17 protein-coding genes are annotated in these 16,962 nt (G+C 41.6%); 4 read left to right on the top strand and 13 right to left on the bottom strand.

Going from position 1 to position 16,962, the window contains the following annotated elements:
• Nucleotides 1–37 precede the first annotated feature (37 nt).
• Nucleotides 38–952, top strand: coding sequence for a LysR family transcriptional regulator (locus E1160_RS04565; protein WP_155153817.1), 915 nt, complete (start codon nucleotides 38–40; stop codon nucleotides 950–952).
• Between the two features lie 204 nt (nucleotides 953–1,156).
• Here E1160_RS04565 and fdhF read toward each other — a convergent pair whose 3' ends face one another.
• The 3 genes from fdhF to speB all read right to left on the bottom strand — a co-directional run bounded on the left by fdhF (nucleotide 1,157) and on the right by speB (nucleotide 5,633).
• Entirely contained in the window at nucleotides 1,157–3,940 is a 2,784-nt protein-coding gene (gene fdhF / locus E1160_RS04560; protein WP_155153816.1) for a formate dehydrogenase subunit alpha, read from the bottom strand.
• Nucleotides 3,941–4,152: 212 nt separating this feature from the next.
• Nucleotides 4,153–4,533, bottom strand: coding sequence for a PilZ domain-containing protein (locus tag E1160_RS04555; RefSeq protein ID WP_155153815.1), 381 nt, complete (start codon nucleotides 4,531–4,533; stop codon nucleotides 4,153–4,155).
• A gap of 113 nt (nucleotides 4,534–4,646) precedes the next feature.
• Nucleotides 4,647–5,633: an agmatinase gene (speB, locus tag E1160_RS04550; RefSeq protein WP_155153814.1), complete on the bottom strand. Its 987-nt coding sequence runs from the start codon at nucleotides 5,631–5,633 to the stop codon at nucleotides 4,647–4,649.
• A 153-nt stretch (nucleotides 5,634–5,786) separates the two neighbouring features.
• On the opposite strand from speB, the gene pncA reads away from it, so the two are divergent.
• Nucleotides 5,787–6,398 (top strand): bifunctional nicotinamidase/pyrazinamidase, encoded by a 612-nt coding sequence (pncA, locus tag E1160_RS04545; protein ID WP_268890604.1) that lies wholly within the window; start codon nucleotides 5,787–5,789, stop codon nucleotides 6,396–6,398.
• Nucleotides 6,399–6,421: 23 nt separating this feature from the next.
• Here pncA and E1160_RS04540 read toward each other — a convergent pair whose 3' ends face one another.
• A complete protein-coding gene (locus E1160_RS04540; RefSeq protein ID WP_155153813.1) occupies nucleotides 6,422–7,507 on the bottom strand; it encodes a DUF2336 domain-containing protein in 1,086 nt (361 codons plus the stop codon).
• Nucleotides 7,508–7,733: 226 nt separating this feature from the next.
• Between E1160_RS04540 and E1160_RS04535 the strand changes: the two genes are divergently transcribed.
• On the top strand, nucleotides 7,734–8,909 hold the full coding sequence (locus tag E1160_RS04535; protein ID WP_155153812.1) for a vWA domain-containing protein: 1,176 nt from the start codon (nucleotides 7,734–7,736) through the stop codon (nucleotides 8,907–8,909).
• Complete coding sequence (locus E1160_RS04530) at nucleotides 8,909–9,190, top strand: hypothetical protein (protein WP_155153811.1); 282 nt, start codon at nucleotides 8,909–8,911, stop codon at nucleotides 9,188–9,190. The genes E1160_RS04535 and E1160_RS04530 overlap by 1 nt, the downstream gene beginning before the upstream one ends.
• A 61-nt stretch (nucleotides 9,191–9,251) precedes the next feature.
• Here E1160_RS04530 and E1160_RS04525 read toward each other — a convergent pair whose 3' ends face one another.
• The 9 genes from E1160_RS04525 to E1160_RS04490 form a co-directional block, all read right to left on the bottom strand.
• On the bottom strand, nucleotides 9,252–10,478 hold the full coding sequence (locus E1160_RS04525) for an NADP-dependent isocitrate dehydrogenase (protein ID WP_155153810.1): 1,227 nt from the start codon (nucleotides 10,476–10,478) through the stop codon (nucleotides 9,252–9,254).
• A 286-nt stretch (nucleotides 10,479–10,764) separates the two neighbouring features.
• Nucleotides 10,765–11,268, bottom strand: coding sequence for a DUF934 domain-containing protein (locus E1160_RS04520; RefSeq protein WP_155153809.1), 504 nt, complete (start codon nucleotides 11,266–11,268; stop codon nucleotides 10,765–10,767).
• Nucleotides 11,255–11,491 carry a hypothetical protein gene (locus tag E1160_RS17530; protein ID WP_456236709.1) on the bottom strand — a complete coding sequence of 79 codons (237 nt, stop codon included), beginning with the start codon at nucleotides 11,489–11,491 and terminating at the stop codon, nucleotides 11,255–11,257. Before E1160_RS17530 ends, E1160_RS04520 begins: the two co-directional genes overlap by 14 nt.
• Nucleotides 11,481–12,914, bottom strand: a complete 1,434-nt coding sequence (locus E1160_RS04515) for a nitrite/sulfite reductase (RefSeq protein ID WP_456236708.1) — start codon at nucleotides 12,912–12,914, stop codon at nucleotides 11,481–11,483. Before E1160_RS04515 ends, E1160_RS17530 begins: the two co-directional genes overlap by 11 nt.
• Before the next feature lie 24 nt (nucleotides 12,915–12,938).
• Complete coding sequence (locus E1160_RS04510) at nucleotides 12,939–13,265, bottom strand: DUF2849 domain-containing protein (RefSeq protein ID WP_155153808.1); 327 nt, start codon at nucleotides 13,263–13,265, stop codon at nucleotides 12,939–12,941.
• Nucleotides 13,266–13,282: 17 nt separating this feature from the next.
• A complete protein-coding gene (cysG, locus tag E1160_RS04505; RefSeq protein ID WP_328597117.1) occupies nucleotides 13,283–14,710 on the bottom strand; it encodes a siroheme synthase CysG in 1,428 nt (475 codons plus the stop codon).
• 162 nt (nucleotides 14,711–14,872) lie between these two features.
• Nucleotides 14,873–15,409: a hypothetical protein gene (locus E1160_RS04500; protein WP_218048719.1), complete on the bottom strand. Its 537-nt coding sequence runs from the start codon at nucleotides 15,407–15,409 to the stop codon at nucleotides 14,873–14,875.
• 87 nt (nucleotides 15,410–15,496) lie between these two features.
• Nucleotides 15,497–16,081: an LOG family protein gene (locus E1160_RS04495; protein WP_155153807.1), complete on the bottom strand. Its 585-nt coding sequence runs from the start codon at nucleotides 16,079–16,081 to the stop codon at nucleotides 15,497–15,499.
• Between the two features lie 85 nt (nucleotides 16,082–16,166).
• On the bottom strand, nucleotides 16,167–16,916 hold the full coding sequence (locus E1160_RS04490; RefSeq protein ID WP_155153806.1) for a sulfite exporter TauE/SafE family protein: 750 nt from the start codon (nucleotides 16,914–16,916) through the stop codon (nucleotides 16,167–16,169).
• Between the last annotated feature and the right edge of the window lie 46 nt (nucleotides 16,917–16,962).

The following is a 16,962-nucleotide window of genomic DNA, read 5'->3' as shown; positions in this document are numbered from 1 at the left end:
TTAATAATGAATATATAGATATTTTAGGTGATGTGAGATGGACAAGGTTGGTGAATTATCTGTTTTTGTAAAGGTTGTAGAAGAGGGCGGATTTTCTTCTGCGGCACGTGCTATGTCTTTAACGCCAAGCGCTGTGAGTAAACAGATTGGACGTTTAGAAGACCGTCTGGGCGTGCGCTTGATCAACCGTACAACACGTAGCTTGTCGCTAACACCCGAGGGGCGTAGTTTTTTCGAACGCTGTCGAACTATCCTGACTGATATTGAAGATGCAGAATCGATTGTAACACAATCGCATTCTACACCACGTGGCAGCCTTCGTATTACGACCGGCGTGGCTTTTGGACGTCATCAGATTACCCCATTGTTACCTGAGTTCTTAGAACGTTATCCTGATGTTTCTATCGAGTTGATTAAAACCGATAGTATCGTTGATTTGGTAGAACAGGGAATCGATGCTGCTATTCGTTTTGGTGAGCTAGCGGATTCCAGTATGGTTGCCCGTTTCCTTGCGCGTAGTCGTCGGGCAATTGTGGCGTCACCCGAATATCTTGAAAAACATGGTGTGCCTCAACATCCAGATGAACTGGAAAAACATAATTGTTTAACCTTTTTCTCAATGCCTCAATTGAATGAATGGGTATTTAGAGTTGGTGAAGAAGAAGTACCGTATACAGCAACGGGTAACTTCTCTGCGAATAACGGTGAATCTATTCATGATATGGTTTTAAACGGTGGTGGCATTGCACGTCTTGCTGAGTTTTTAGTTGCAAAAGAGGTAGAGGATGGAAAGTTAATCCGTGTATTAACTGATTTTTATCGTGATATTGAGATACCAATACATGCGGTTTATCCATCGCGACGACATTTATCGCCAAAGCTAAGATGTTTTGTTGATTTCTTAGTTGAGAAGTTCAGCCCAGTCCCGCCTTGGGAAAGGTTACAAGATTAAAAATTAAAGAGGCTTTTAAGCCTCTTTTTTATGTCTAGAAGACAAAAAATAACCCGAAGAAAAATCTTCGGGCTAAGTGGATGGATTTAAGGACAGAAAAAGAAATGTCTCTCTGCTGTCGAAAACCATACTAGTTAAAATGGAAAAGGCCTTCTTTGATATAAATCAAAGAAGGCCTTTTATTAGTGACTTTGTCACATTTGTTTACTCAGCTGCGAGTGCAGGTGCCTTCTCAAGGCGGGCTGCGCAATATTTGAACTCAGGAATCTTACCAAATGGGTCCAATTTTGGATTGGTAAGTAAGTTTGCTGGGCCCTCAGAGAAACAGAATGGCACAAATAGCATGCCTTTGGTCACATCACGGTCCATACGAGCTTTCACATGGATGGAGCCGCGACGTGTATGCACATACACCATATCACCCGGTTCAATACCTTGTTCCGCCATAAATGCAGGGTGAATGTGGACAACAGCTTCTGGTTCAATTGTATCAAGAACGGTAGAACGACGTGTCATAGCACCTGTATGCCAATGTTCAAGCAAGCGACCTGTTGTTAGAACCATCGGGAAATCATCATCTGGTGTTTCTGCAGGTGGTACCAAATCTGTTGGTACAAGCTTCGCACGACCGGATTCTGTTGGGAATTGATCAACGAAGATAATTGCATCTCCAGGCTCACCTTCTTGTGCACATGGATAGGTCACAGAATCTTCATTTTCGAGACGTTCCCAAGTGATGCCTTTCATATTATCCATCACTTCAACGATCTCTGCATAGACGTCTTTCGGATGTGTATATGTCCAATTCAGCCCAACACGATTGGCCAGTTCCTGAATAAGTTCCCAATCCTGTCTTGCTTCACCAGGCATCTCAAGAGCAGGGCGTGCTAATTGTACTTCACGGTTGGTATTGGTGAAAGTGCCCCATTTTTCTTGGAACGCGCTTGCAGGCAGGATCACATCCGCATGGAAGGCGGTTTCAGTCATGAAGATATCTTGAACAACCAAATGCTTCAATTTTGCTAATGCTGCACGAGCATGATGCGCATCCGGATCAGACATCGCTGGATTTTCACCCATGATATACATAGTCTGAACTTCTCCGGCATGAATTGCATTCATTGTTTCAACAACAGTTAGGCCGCGTTTATCATCCAATTTTGTATCCCAGAACTTTTCGTATTTCGCATGGATGTCTTCTTTATCAACGAACTTATAGTTCGGATAGAACATTGGAATAAGGCCCATGTCAGACGCGCCTTGTACGTTGTTTTGACCACGTAGTGGATGCAAGCCTGTACCTTCACGGCCAATTTGACCTGTAATCATGGCCATGGTGATCAAGCAGCGTGAGTTATCTGTACCGTGAACATGTTGTGAGACACCCATACCCCAAAAGATAATGGATTTGTCTGCTGTTGCGTAGGCACGTGCAACTTCACGAAGTTCTTCCGCAGAAATACCGCAAATCTCCGCCATTTTTTCTGGAGAGAATTGTTTTACTTTTTCTTTAACCGCATCATAGTTATCTACACGATCTTTGATGAATTCCTCATTTGTAAGGCCTTCTTCAATAATCGTGTGGATGATAGCGTTTAGCATGGATACGTCAGCACCAGGTTTGAATTGCAGATGTTTCCAAGCGTGACGCGCCATGTTTTGGCCTCGCGGATCCATAATAACCAGTTTCGCACCACGTTTAGCCGCTTGTTTGAAATAACTTGCAGCTACTGGATGGTTCCAGTTTGGACGACAACCAATCATGATGATCACATCTGATTCTTCAGCTGCGCGGAATGGCGCGGATACTGCACCTGAATTAATACCTTCCATCAAAGCTGCAACGGATGATGCATGGCAAAGGCGTGTACAATGGTCCACATTGTTTGTTTTAAAAGCTGTGCGGATCAATTTTTGGAAGAGGTATGCTTCTTCGTTGGAACCTTTAGCTGAACCAAAACCGGCAATGCCTTTTGGTCCTTGCGCCGCATGAACGTCTTTCATGCCTTTTGCCGCCAAATCCAACGCTTCTTCCCATGTTGCTTCACGGAAATGAGTGAATGGATTTGATTGATCAACTTCATCATCCCAGCGTTTTTCAACGCCTTCTTTACGAATTAGTGGTTTTGTCAGGCGGGCTGGGTGGCTGGCATAATCCATGCCGAAGCGACCTTTAACACATAGGCGTTGCTGGTTCGCGATACCGTTACGGCCTTCAACTTTAAGAATCTTATTGTCTTTAACGTGAATTTCGGTTTGACAACCAACTCCACAGAATGGGCAGAGAGATTTAACAATTTTATCAGCTTTACCTGTGAAGACTTGGTTATCATCCAATTGTGTTGCTGGCATTAACGCGCCTGTTGGGCAAGCTTGCACACATTCGCCACAAGCCACACAAGTGGATTGACCCATTGGATCGCCAAAATCAAAAGTAATAGTTGCACCATGTCCACGACCGGACATACCAATCACATCGTTTACCTGCACTTCGCGACATGCACGTACACAAAGGTTACAATGTATACATGCATCCAAATTCACACGCATCGCAACGTGACTGTCGTCTACGGCTACTTTTTCTCGTTCTGGAAAACGACTGGTTTCAACACCCATATCTGTCGCCCAGTTCCAGAAACGGGAATCTGGATCATGCGCAACTTCTTTAGCAGGTTGATCCGCCATTAGAAGTTCAAAAACCATTTCACGAGATTGTTTAGCACGTTCACTTGCGGTTTTAACAACCATGCCGTTTTGCGGTTCACGGATACAGGACGCTGTCAGGGTGCGTTCACCTTCGACTTCAACCATACAAGCACGACAGTTACCATCTGGTCTATAACCAGGTTCAGGCGTATAGCATAGATGAGGGATTTCTGTTCCTAAACGTTGAGCGACTTGCCAAATTGTTTCTCCTGGTTTCGCAACAACTTCGTTACCATCCAGAACAAAAGAAACGGATTTATCTTGTGTGGTGTTTTCGGACATGTGTACCGGATCCTGCAAATTACTATTTGATTTATTATATATCAGATGAACCCGAATAGAATTCAGGCCAATTTAATCACTTTTTATACGAGTTTTTACAGAAGCTATGTTCGGATTGCGTCACCGAGCATTTATGTCGCGTCATTGTGCAAAAATGACGCAAAAAAATGTATATATAACTCACTCAAAACAACGGATTAAATTTTTTGAAATCAATGAATTGATGCAGGTTGTGCATATTGGTTTTGGTTACGTCGATCCGTTTGTGCAGGTAAGCCGTTTACGGTTTGAGACAGCGCAGATTCTACATCTTGTTGTCGAGTACTTTCGTTTTCAAACGTAAGTCCCAAAGCTTCACCATTATTCCACATCACAGATGCATCAATACGTCCAATTTCAGGCATATTTAACATGATGCGTGAATTTGGGGCCAAAGAATAACATCCCATTATCATAGCACCCGAAATCGATAGGTTGACGATTGTGCCTACGAACGTCTCTCCATAAACTTGAAAACTTGCAGGGATAGATGACATATGACGTGGCATTTCCCTTCTGGGAAAATCGCTACGTGCGGCTGATATTTCCGCCATTTGATGCTCCTCCTCAATTATACTCTATTCCTTGTTAGGTATAATATCAGAGAAGCACTTATAAGTCATGACGCAATTTGGATACAATAATATCGTATAAATTGTAATTATATTTATTCTGCGTCAGGGCGCGGATTTGGTTTCGCACCATGCTTCATAGCCATGAGACAAAGATAGTCATGCGCAATAGTAGCGGCATTTAACGCCGTGATTTCTGCATGGTCATAGGCAGGGGCAACCTCAACAATATCCATCCCAATCCAGTTAATATCTGTGAAACCACGCACGATACTGAACGCTTGTGCATTTGTGAGGCCGCCCGGCACAGGAGTGCCAGTACCAGGTGCAAATGCGGGATCAAGACAATCAATATCAAAGGTTAAATATGCAGGTCGATCACCGACAATTTCTTTCACGCGTTTGACAACAGCTGCAGGTCCATGTTCATGAACCCAAGGTGCATGTAGGATATTAAAGCCAACATCATCTGAAATGGTGCGAATACCGATTTGAACAGATTTTGAAGGATCAACAATTCCTTCTTTCGCTGCACGTGTGAACATTGTGCCATGGTTTAGTGGTTGGTTCGTATCGTCCCATGTATCTGGATGTGCATCAAAATGTACCAGACTTATCGGTTCACCTAGCTTTTCATGATAAGCTTTCAATATTGGGTAAGTTACAAAATGATCACCACCAATACATAAGGTACTTACATCTTGATCAATAATTTCTTTGATATGTTGTTGAATCGCTTCTGGAATTTCATTGGCAAAACCGTGATCGAAATAGCAATCCCCATAATCCACAACACCTAGATGTTCGAACGGATCAAAATTAAAAGGAAAGGCATCTAACTCCGCTAATTGGACGGAAGCTGCGCGAACGCCTTGAGGACCAAAGCGCGCACCCGGACGAAAGGTTGTTGCCAGATCCAGAGGAATACCCGTGACAGCCACATGTGCGCCAGTTAAATCACGAGTGTATTTCCGGCGTAAAAAACTGAGTGCACCTGCATAAGTGGCTTCAAACTCACGTCCCATAATGTCTGTTTGACGAAAAGCTTGATCGCCAATATTTTTATATTCCTCAATGGACATTTTTTGATCCTTAATGATTGATTTATTAAGTTGTTATTGGAATAAAGCACCAACATATTTATCTTATAGCAGTTCGCAAGAAATGCTATTGATAATGTGATCACAATCATATCGATTGATTATAGATTTACATATACCACCATTGGAGTAGAAATGATGGATATTCGTCCGACTGATGCCCTTATCGTAATTGATGTACAAAATGATTTTTGTGCTGGTGGTGCCTTGGCTGTGCCAGATGGAGATGCTGTGGTCGAGCCGATTATGGAGCTGCAGTCAAAATTTGATACAGTCGTATATACACAAGATTGGCATCCAAGCGATCATTCCTCTTTTGCCAGTCAGCATGAAGGCAAAAACCCTTTAGAAACAATCGAGTTATCCTATGGAACGCAAGTTTTATGGCCCGATCATTGTGTGTCAGGTAGTCATGGTGCGGCGTTTCATAAAGATTTGGACGTAAATGCGGCGCAAATGATCATTCGTAAAGGATTTCGATCGGCGATCGATTCTTATTCTGCATTTTTCGAAAATGATCAAGTCACTCCAACAGGATTGGAAGGATATCTAAAAAGCCGTAACATTGATCGCGTTTTCTTATGTGGTCTCGCGACAGATTTTTGTGTGTATTATTCTGCCTTGGACGCTGTTAAATCTGGTTTTGAGGCTGTCCTTATTTCAGGCGCATGTAGAGGGATTGATTTAGGCGGCTCTCTCTCTGCTACTCTTGAAGATATGAAAGCAAAAGGTGTTGAAATTATCTAATTTGAGATAGGGGAAATCCCCTCTTAATGGACAGGTGGATAAGATTCTCGCCAAGAGTTCAAAACCTTAACTGCACCTTCACCGTCCATTTTTTCAAAATAATCCATGGTCTTTTTATATAAAGGATTGCTCGCAAAGATATGTGGATTTGCGTTATTTTTAAGAAGGCAAAGAATATCGCTGAAATCTTGATAACTAACCCCACAAGCCCGGCAGCATATTGCTAATGAATTCGGACCTTCATCATATAGGATACGGGTCACGAAACTATGCCCCAGACCAGAGAAATCAGCGAATAACTCTTCAAACTTGAAAACATCGCCGTCACGAAGTGCAACAACCATTCCACGTGCATTTGCCGTATAATTTGGACTAAAGCGATCTAGGATTTCATCAAGGCCATCATCGAAACTTGTTTCTTCCATGGCATCGTTGACAGCTTGTGCAACAGCATCTTCGAGCTCAATACTCATATCTTCTTCAGAGAAACGTAATTCAAGATGTTCTTTTAAGGCATCCCCAACAAAACCATACATGCGTTTTGCCATATCTTGGTGCAGTTCTTTTCGTTTGATCAGGGCTTCTTGATAATTTTCAACATCTTGTGAATCATCAACAAGTTTATCAATGGTTTCTGTATAAATATTAGCGGAGCCATTGTGGAGTAGGGAGGTAATGACCTCTACATTCTGAGTTTCGACCAATGTTTCTGATACGTCTTCAGAAATATCAGGGCGGCTACTGACTGCTAATTGATGTTGTTCTGCTTTTTCTAGAATTAATTGGATAAGGTCTTGATCTTCAAGAATCTTACTTTTTAAAATAACAGGGCGGGCGACATCAATCACATCATTTGCAAGTGCTAATACAAGTTCTTTTGGAACATCCTGTTGTTCAGCAAGTGACGCGGCTAAATTTTCACGCACTTGTAATTCAACAGCCTGAAGAAGTTGTGCAACAATGTCGTAAATTAAGTCCTTTTCACGTGAAGACATTTCACGTCCGGACGCAAGGCAGATATTGTTAATTGAGGAAATAAGCATATTGCGGCTTTCGGGGGTATCATCCCGCGCAATATCTACCAATTCTGTTAAAGAACTGATATTCATGAAACTTCCCTTTCAAAGTCCATTCTGGCTTTGTTATGTCCTGCTTCGAAAAGCTAACATCTGGATCCCACAAACCAGTTATGCATTCTGCATAATGTTACCCCTCTGTAATATACATAATAATTCATATTCGCATTTCGTACAAGTTGTGACTGTTGTTGTAATTTGTTAAAAGTTAACGCTATATCATTTTGTTATACTATGTTGGGCTTCGGGATAACTTTATATGTTTTTGAATCTGTTTGAAGATTTACGAAAGGTAGGGATACCTGTTTCCTTAAAGGAATATCTAATGCTGCTGGAAGCAATGGATAAAAACGTGGCAGATTATAGCGTAAACAATTTTTATTATCTAAGTCGCGCGGCTTTAGTGAAGGATGAAAAATACTTGGATCGTTTTGATCAAGTTTTCGCGCATGTCTTTAAAGGACTTGAGGGGGATGAAGGACTGAATCCTCAAGAAATCCCTGAAGAATGGCTTAGGAATTTAGCTGAGAAACATTTATCAGAAGAAGATAAAGCCGCGATTGAAGCGCTTGGCGGCTTTGAAAAATTAATGGAAACGTTGAAAAAACGTTTGGAGGAGCAGCAAAAACGCCATCAAGGCGGTAATAAATGGATTGGCACAGCAGGAACATCCCCATTTGGGGCTTATGGATATAACCCTGAAGGTATCCGTATTGGCCAACATGAATCACGTCATAGACGTGCTGTGAAAGTTTGGGATAAACGTGAATTTAAAAATTTGTCCGATGATGTCGAACTTGGAACAAGAAATATCAAAGTCGCATTACGTCGTTTACGTCGATTCGCACGGCAGGGGGCTGCTACCGAATTAGATTTGGATGATACAATCAGGTCTACCGCTAGTAATGCGGGCATGTTAGATTTAAAGATGATACCTGAACGCCATAATTCTGTGAAAGTCCTTCTCTTTTTTGATGTTGGTGGGTCGATGGACGACCATATTAAAGTTTGCGAGGAACTGTTTTCTGCTGCCAGAAGTGAATTTAAGCATATGGAATATTTTTATTTCCATAATTGCTTGTACGAACATGTTTGGAAGAATAGTAAGAATAGATGGCAGGATAAAATTTCTACATGGGATGTGTTACGCACTTATCCAGAAGATTATAAAGTGGTTATCGTTGGGGACGCAACAATGAGCCCTTATGAGATTGTTTATCCCGGTGGCAGTGTGGAGCATTGGAATGAGGAAGCAGGTCAGGTTTGGCTACAACGCCTTTTAGGGCGGTTTTCAAATGCGGTTTGGATTAATCCTCAACCTGAAAAACGTTGGGAGTATCATCAGTCTGTTCAGATACTCCGAGAGTTAATGGAAGATCGTATGTATCCCCTTACACTAGGGGGATTAGAATCAGCAATGAAAGAACTATTGTAATGAAAAAGTTAATTGTTTTTGGCTTGTTGTTAACTGTTACAGCATGTGCAAATAGTCCATCGATAACGAATAGTGATAACGTGAAAGAAATACCAGATGGATATGAGGCGGTATCTGTGTGTCATAGTGGTGAACCCACAGAAAAAAAAGAAATTGAACAATTGGCTTTAGCGGAATGCCCTATTGGAGCTAGAAATGTTCATCCATGGGATTTTGATTGGTTTATGAATGGTTGCCCACTGACAAAGCGAAAGCGTATTACTTTCCTTTGCACTCAGTAAGTTGATAAAGAAAAAGCCCGAAGTAATCTTCGGGCTTTTATCATTTGGAAGATATAATTGATTACCAATTAGCATCCATGGATTTTTTCAAGTTCTCATCGATTTTATCTAGGAACTGATTTGTTGTTAGCCATTCTTGATTTGCACCAACCAACAAAGCCAAATCTTTGGTCATGAAGCCTTTTTCAACTGTATCTACACATACTTTCTCAAGCATCTCAGCAAAACGTTGAACATCAGGTGTGTTGTCAAACTTACCACGATATTTCAAGCCACGTGTCCAAGCGAAAATTGACGCGATTGGGTTTGTGGACGTTTCTTTGCCTTCTTGGTGCTGGCGGTAGTGGCGTGTCACGGTACCATGTGCTGCTTCTGCTTCGACAGTCTTACCATCTGGTGTCATCAAGACAGAAGTCATAAGGCCAAGAGAACCAAAGCCTTGGGCAACTGTATCGGACTGTACGTCACCGTCATAGTTCTTACATGCCCATACATAATCACCATGGGATTTAAGGTTGAAGGCAACCATATCATCAATCAAACGATGCTCATACCATAGGTCTTTGGATTTGAATGTATCTTCAAACTCTGCTTCATAAACTTCTTGGAAGAGGTCTTTAAAGCGACCATCATATGCTTTCAAAATTGTATTTTTTGTAGACAAATAAACAGGAACGTTACGTGCTAAACCATAATTCATACAAGCACGTGCGAAACCACGGATGGAATCATCCAAGTTATACATCGCCATCGCAATACCAGGGCCTTCAAAGTTAAAGACTTGGTGACGGATTGTTTCACCTTCTGGATCAGTCGGAGAGAATGTGATGGACAATAGACCTTCACCCGGCACTTTGAAGTCTGTCGCGCGGTATTGGTCACCGAAAGCGTGACGTGCCACAACAATTGGTTTTGTCCAGCCAGGAACCAAACGTGGAACATTGCCACAAATAATTGGTTCACGGAAAACAGTACCGCCCAAGATGTTTCGGATGGTACCATTTGGGCTACGCCACATTTGTTTTAGGCCGAATTCTTCTACGCGTGCTTCGTCCGGTGTGATTGTCGCACATTTTACGCCTACGCCATGCTCTTTGATTGCATTTGCGGAATCAATTGTAATTTGGTCATCTGTTTCATCACGTTTTTGGATGCCCAAATCATAATATTTAAGGTCAACATCAAGATATGGAAGAATCAATTTGTCTTTAATGAATTCCCAAATGATGCGTGTCATTTCATCGCCGTCAAGTTCGACGATCGGATTTTGTACCTTAATCTTAGACATGGTAGGAACCGCTCCTTATTCAAAGTGAGGATTTATATCGTAGAAGAAGAGATGTTAAAAAGCTCTTCAATTTTTCTGCACCATACAGTGACATTCCAAAAGGTGCAAATGCTGCAAAGCAAAAAACGTAAAAAGTTATGATTTAGCGACAAGAAATTTGTGATTTACACACTCAAGAATATAGAAAAGAAAAAGCCTTACCGATATGTAGGGTGCGATCGGTAAGGCCTCAGTCTTTACGATCTTTGTCTCAAGGGGGACGGACAAAGATTCTGATTATATCATGTTAAGCAGCGGCAGCTTGTTTCTTATTTCGTAAACGGTACGCTGCTGTGCCCTTATTTAACGCAGGTTGATAGAATGTATCAAACTCTTCGATTGCAGCTTTCCATTCCGCTTCTGTTGCGCGGTCAGCATCCACAGAATCAACACCGCTACGGACAAGATATAAGTATTGGTCGCGGATAATATGGCCTACAGCACGAATTTCACCTGTGAAGGCAAAACGTTCACGCACCAATCGTGCTTGTGAAAAACCACGACCGTCGGCAAAGCTTGGAAAATGAACTGTAACCAATGCAACTTGGTCCAATTTTCCTTCCAAACTGTCAACCTCATCATCAACGGTCAGAGCTACACCAACAATTGAATTGCTATCTTTGATAGTTTCATAATTGTTGTGAAACTCTTGAAGGCTCAACAATGTATTTGGTTGACCATCAAATTTTTCACCTTCAGCAAGCGAGTTCCATTCATTTTCGATTTCGGTACCGTTCTTAATGAGTGGCATAGAGAGTCTCCTTGAATGGGGTTACACCCACGCGGTTAAAGGTTTGCAGGAATGTTTCATCTTCATCCTGACGAATATCCAAATATGTATTTACGATTGTTTCAACCGCATCAACAATTTCATCATATGAGAAAGCCGCACCAACGCGAGTTCCTATTGCTGCATTTTCATCAGCGCTACCACCCAAAGTGATTTGATAGTTCTCAACACCTTTACGATCCACGCCTAAAATGCCGATATGTCCGACATGGTGATGACCACAAGCATTGATACATCCAAGAAATCTTTAATTTAAGATCGCCAATGTTATGTTGTTGTTGGATGTCTTCAAAACGCTTTGAAATCAACTGAGCAACTGGAATTGCTCGCGCATTCGCCAAGGCACAATAATCCAGACCCGGGCATGCAATCATATCAGAAATCAAGCCAATATTACCTGTTGCAAGATCTGCTTGTGCCAAGTTTTTCCATAGGACATAGAGGTCTTCGGTTTTTACATGTGGCAATACAAGATTTTGTTCATGGGTTGCACGAATTTCGCCAAAGCCATATTTCTCTGAGAGATCAGCAACAACATCCATTTGATCTGCTGTAATATCACCTGGTGCTTCACCGATATTCTTCAATGAAATATCAACAATCGCATAACCAGCTTTACGATGACCTTTCACATTACGAGATACCCATTGAGCAAATTCACGATCTTCGAATTTGTGAACCTCGTAGCTACGATCATCTAAGTTTGCATCTGGTAGGGCAGGGCCTTGGAAATAGGTTGTGATACGTTCAATTTCTTCCTGTGGCATTTCTAATGCAGAATCTTTGATTTGTGCCCATTCTTGTTCAACACGATCACGAATCTCATCAATACCACGTTCATGAACCAAGATTTTGATACGTGCTTTATATTTATTGTCGCGACGCCCATAAAGGTTATAAACGCGCAATGTTGCTTCCAAATAGGATAGCAAATCTTTCTCAGCAACAAATTCACGTAATGGCTTCGTAATCATTGGCGTACGGCCTTGACCACCACCAACAAGAACTTCAAATCCCAATTCGCCAGCTTCATTACGCTTAGCAAGCAATCCAATATCATGGAACTTAATGGCAGCACGATCATGTGCAGAAGCAGTTACCGCGATTTTGAACTTACGAGGTAAGAAGGTAAACTCAGGATGAAGGCTAGACCATTGACGAATAATTTCGCAATAGATACGTGGATCAACAGCTTCGCCTGCAATCGCACCTGCATATGGGTCAGAAGTCGTATTACGAATACAGTTACCACTTGTCTGAATTGCATGCATTTCTACAGATGCCAATTCATCAAGAATCTCTGGCACATCTTTCAAGTTTGGCCAGTTATATTGAATATTTTGGCGTGTTGTGAAATGGCCATACCCTTTGTCATAGTGACGGGCAATATGCGCCAATTTACGCATTTGGTTTGCATCAAAGCTGCCATATGGAATTGCAACACGCAGCATATAGGCATGAAGCTGCAAATATAGGCCATTCATCAAACGCAAAGGTTTGAATTCATCTTCTGTTAGTTCGCCTGCTAGGCGACGTTCTACCTGATCACGAAACTGGCTTACGCGCTGCGTAACAAACCGGCTATCGAATTCGTCATAACGATACATTTTATTATCTTTCCTATAAATCGCTTAATAGGTGGCAATATTTTCAGCAATGGCAGGGATTTCTGCTTGTTTGCCAAATTGCGGATGGATTGTCGGGCCTTTGGCACGAATACGTTCTTTTACATGTGTCGGAATTGCAAAATTGCCTTCCAAAGATACTGGCACTGTATGTGGATCAACAACCTTGTTATTGGTTAATGCCAATTGTCCTTCTTCTGTAATTGCAGCTAGTTCCTCTTCACTATTTGCAATACGGGCATCGGCGATGCTACCACTCCATTCATTATCAGCGGTAAGATAAACAACACCACCTTCAATCAAGTGGTTAGCTGTTAAGATATGCGCAGACATTTGTTTAATACTCCTGATTACACAGCTGCTTTTGATGCAGCAGAAGATTCTTCGTTATTTGTAATGAATTTGTTGAAATCTGTTTTTGCAAAACGTGTTACCTCGCCGATGACCAACAGGGCAGGGCTCTGAATGTTATTTGCTAAGACCATTGGATCCAGTCCTGCAAGTGAGCCTTTGATAACACGTTGGTTTGGGCGCGTTGCATTTTCAATAATTGCTGCAGGCATATCCGCGGATAATCCCGCTTGCATTAATTTACCAGAAATGCGGCCTGCATTATCTATACCCATATAGAAAACTAGTGTTTGGCGACTTGATGCTAAATGATCCCAATCTGGTTCTTCGCCACCGTCTTTTACATGGCCAGTAATAAAGCTCACGCTGCTGGCGAAATCACGGTGGGTTAGGGGAATATTTGCCGCTGCTGCTGCACCTGTAGCAGCTGTAATACCTGGTACGATCTCGACTGAGATCCCTTTATCTTCAAGATAAGCCATTTCTTCGCCACCGCGACCAAAGATAAATGGGTCGCCGCCCTTAAGGCGCACAACAGTTTGTCCCTTTTGTGCCGCACTTGCGATAACACGGTTGATCAAGGATTGATGAACCGTATGTTTACCTTTTTCTTTACCCACATAAAGACGCTCTGCGTCACGGCGGGCTAAGTCAAGAATGCGATCATCGACTAAACGATCAGTCACAATAAGGTCCGCATTTTGTAATGCCCGAAATGCACGCATGGTTAAAAGATCAGGATCACCTGGACCTGCACCAACAAGTAACACACGGCCTTCGCCAATTTTACCATTGGAGGCATCATTAACGGCCGTCATTAGCTTTTCTTGTGCATCATCTTCATTGCCAGCAAGGAAGTTGCTTGCGGCTTCGCCATCAAAATAACGCTCCCAAAATACGCGACGTTGACGTTCGGTTGGAAATAATGCTTTGACGGCGCTACGAAACTTTTCAGATAAATCTGCAAGGCGACCAATATTAGTAGGTAATAAAGTCTCAATTTGTGCGCGGATACGACGTGCAAGCACAGGGGCCGTGCCACCACTGGAAACGGCGACCATAACTGGGCTGCGGTCAATAATCGCCGGGAAGATAAAATCGGATAGTTCTGGACGATCAACAACATTTACGGGTACGTTAGATATACGCGCTTTTTCAGATATTTCTCGATCTAACTTATCGACACCTGTTGCAGAAACAACAAATGCATATTCTTTTGAAATCACATATGGGACTTGATCTTTAAGCCATGTGATTTTACCAGCTTCAGCTTTTTCCTGTAACTCGCAACACATTTCCACTGCCATTACATGAATGCGTGCAGATGCTTTTTCTAGCAGGCGTACTTTGCGCGCTGCCAGCTCATCTCCACCAATTACAAGCGCAGGGCGCGCTTTCATGGTCATGAAAAGTGGGAAATAGCTCACGGTTTTATCCTCAAGTAAATTAGTGATGTGGATTTTATATAATAACAAGAAATAAAAGTACAATAAAATAAAACAACATAATTTTATGTGTAATATAGTGAGGATAATAAAAAAGCCAAGGAAAACCTCGGCTTTTTTATATTTGTTCTATTTGGGAAAAAATTAATTGAATAAACTATCAATCGCATTTTGATCCATAACGGTTTTTTCTGCATCTTCTTCTTCAACGATTTGTTGTGTTTCCATCTCTTCGTGCACAACGCCATTGATGATTGCGCTCGCCCGTTCGGTGAGTTGTTGGACGTTTCGCGTAAAGCTTACTGCTTCGTGACGGATAATTTCAGGATCGCCTTGAGAAATAATTTCTTCGAGATGGGGAAGGCCGCTCAAAATTGCATTATTTACCGCATCAACGGTTTTGTCGAATGGATCTTTAAATTCAATAGGTGCATGTTCATATGCTGCAATCGCAAGATCTTTATGGGTGAAAACACTATCTGCAAAATGTTCCGCATAAGTTTTCGGATGCCAAAGTTTCACTTCTTCCATCATGTCTGGCATGTCTGCGACCATTTCTAACAGCATAACAAGCTCATTAAAGTGATTCAGATAATCCGTCGACAATAAGGATGTATTGTTGATTGTGGTACCTTCAACCAGTTTACGATAAGTTTTAGTATGTGTTGGTTGTTCAGACATTTACCTTAATTTTTCCGATTGAGTTTTATTTTTTTGATTCAAATGTTTAAACTGACTGTTAAAGCATGATTTATTAGCAAATAAAAATCAAGTCCATTTAGAGGCAACTTCGCCAGAAGGAGTTGGCGCAGTCTCAAGTTGTTCAATAATTTCATCTACTGTGGTTGCGACTGTAAATAGGGATCGGTTCTCTTCACGCGCAAATTTTTCAGAAATTTGATGATCGATTAAAGTAACAAGAGCGTCCCAAAAACCATTAACATTAAAGATCACGATTGGCTTATCATGGAGACCAAGTTGTTTCCATGTCACCATTTCGAAGAACTCTTCTAATGTGCCAAGACCACCCGGTAAAACAACAAAAGATTCTGCTTTTTCCGCCATTAGGTTTTTACGTTCATGCATATTTTCGGTGATAATTAGCTCTGTAAGGTGTTGATGACCAACTTCATAATCGTCCAGAAACTTTGGGATGATACCCGTAACCTCACCACCACTATCCATGACCGCATCGGCCACAATTCCCATAATGCCAACACTTCCGCCACCATAAATTAAGCGAGATTTATGTTCAGCTAGTTTTTGGCCTAATTGTTGACCTGCGTTTTTATATACATCAGAGACATTGTTACTTGCACCGCAATAAACACAAACTGATTTTAATGCCGACATTTAATAGTTTCCTTTTGAGTATTCAATCTTAGAAAATTCGCTGATGCGCCGGATATAAGCAAGACTTAATTAAGGAAGAATTTTATTAGCTTCCAATCAAGGTGCTGATGCCGACTACAGAAAGAAGTATAAGTGTGATGTTTTTGAATATCTTAGGTGTTGCCAGATGAAATAACTTACCACCTAATATGACACCAAAGACAAAAAATGGGATGAAGAAAACACTGATTGTTAAATAAGACCATTCAAATACACCTGCGGATACAAAAGTTGTCATGGCTATTATGGTCGTGAACACAAAGTATAATGTAATACTTGCACGCAATGACTGCGGATTACTACCACTGGACATTAAATATAAAATTACTGGGGGACCTGCCATCCCAATACTTCCGCTACAAAGGCCGCTAATGAAGCCGGCAATCATCTTGGTACCAAAAGTTCTATTCCCCTTTAACTGCCACCCCTTAAAAATTAGCACTACAAATATCAGAACAAAAACGGCCATTACTTTTTTGATTATGCTCGCATCAATAGAAAGAAGCATCGCAGCACCCAGTGGGATACCTATTAACGCAGCTATAGCAAGAGGTATAACCGTTTTTTTGTCACTATGACGAATTGCAAAAGGGATCATTTGCAAGCTTCCTAATCCATCAATAATGATGACACAAATAACGGCTGAAATAGGTGAATAGAAAAGTGCTAAACTTGGAACCATAATTAAGGCTGAACCAAACCCAGAGAACCCACGGACCATTCCTGCTACAGTTATAATTAATGCGGATGCCCAAAAAGCGAGATCAAATTCGGGAAGAACGAAAACTGTTTCCATTTACATACCTATCATAAATGTACAAAGAATCGGTTGAACTATTAAA

It is taken from the genome of Curvivirga aplysinae, from assembly GCF_009711445.1.
GTDB lineage: Bacteria > Pseudomonadota > Alphaproteobacteria > UBA8366 > Aestuariispiraceae > Curvivirga > Curvivirga aplysinae.
This window is presented reverse-complemented; position numbering and strand designations above follow the sequence as displayed.